Below are 956 nucleotides of genomic sequence, written 5' to 3'. Positions count from 1 at the left end.
AAGTTCGAGCGTAACAAGCCCCACGTGAACATCGGCACGATCGGACACGTGGACCACGGCAAGACGTCGCTGACGGCCGCCATCACCAAGGTGCTGGCGAAGACGGGCGGCGCCACGTTCCTGGCGTACGACCTGATTGACAAGGCGCCGGAGGAGCGTGAGCGCGGCATCACGATCTCCACCTCGCACGTGGAGTATCAGACGTCGAACCGGCACTACGCCCACGTCGACTGTCCGGGCCACGCCGACTACGTGAAGAACATGATCACGGGCGCGGCGCAGATGGACGGCGCCATCCTGGTGGTGTCGGCGGCGGACGGCCCGATGCCGCAGACGCGTGAGCACATCCTGCTGGCGCGCCAGGTCGGCGTTCCGTACATCGTGGTCTTCCTGAACAAGGTGGACATGCTGGACGACCCCGAGCTGCGCGAGCTCGTGGAGATGGAAGTCCGCGACCTGCTGAAGAAGTACGAGTTCCCTGGCGACGACATCCCCATCATCCCGGGCTCGGCGCTCAAGGCGCTGGAGGGTGACACCAGCGACATCGGCGAGCCGGCCATCCTGAAGCTGATGGAGGCGGTGGATAGCTACATCCCGACGCCGCAGCGCGCGACGGACAAGCCCTTCCTGATGCCGGTGGAGGACGTGTTCTCCATCTCCGGCCGCGGCACGGTGGCCACGGGCCGCGTCGAGCGCGGTATCATCAAGGTCGGCGAGGAAGTGGAAGTCGTCGGTCTGCGCCCGACGCAGAAGACGGTCGTCACGGGCGTGGAGATGTTCCGCAAGCTGCTGGACCAGGGCATGGCGGGCGACAACATCGGCGCGCTGGTGCGCGGCCTGAAGCGCGAGGACATGGAGCGCGGCCAGGTGCTGGCCAAGCCGGGCAGCATCACCCCGCACACCAAGTTCAAGGCGCAGATCTACGTGCTGTCGAAGGAAGAGGGTGGTCGTCACAC

1 protein-coding gene is annotated in these 956 nt (G+C 66.1%); it reads left to right on the top strand.

What is annotated here, in order from left to right:
- A partial coding sequence (gene tuf, locus HNV26_RS37345) for an elongation factor Tu (RefSeq protein ID WP_171445607.1) occupies positions 1–956 on the top strand: 956 nt, incomplete at both ends.

This window comes from Myxococcus xanthus, from assembly GCF_013116825.1.
GTDB classification, from domain to species: domain Bacteria; phylum Myxococcota; class Myxococcia; order Myxococcales; family Myxococcaceae; genus Myxococcus; species Myxococcus xanthus_B.
This window is presented reverse-complemented; position numbering and strand designations above follow the sequence as displayed.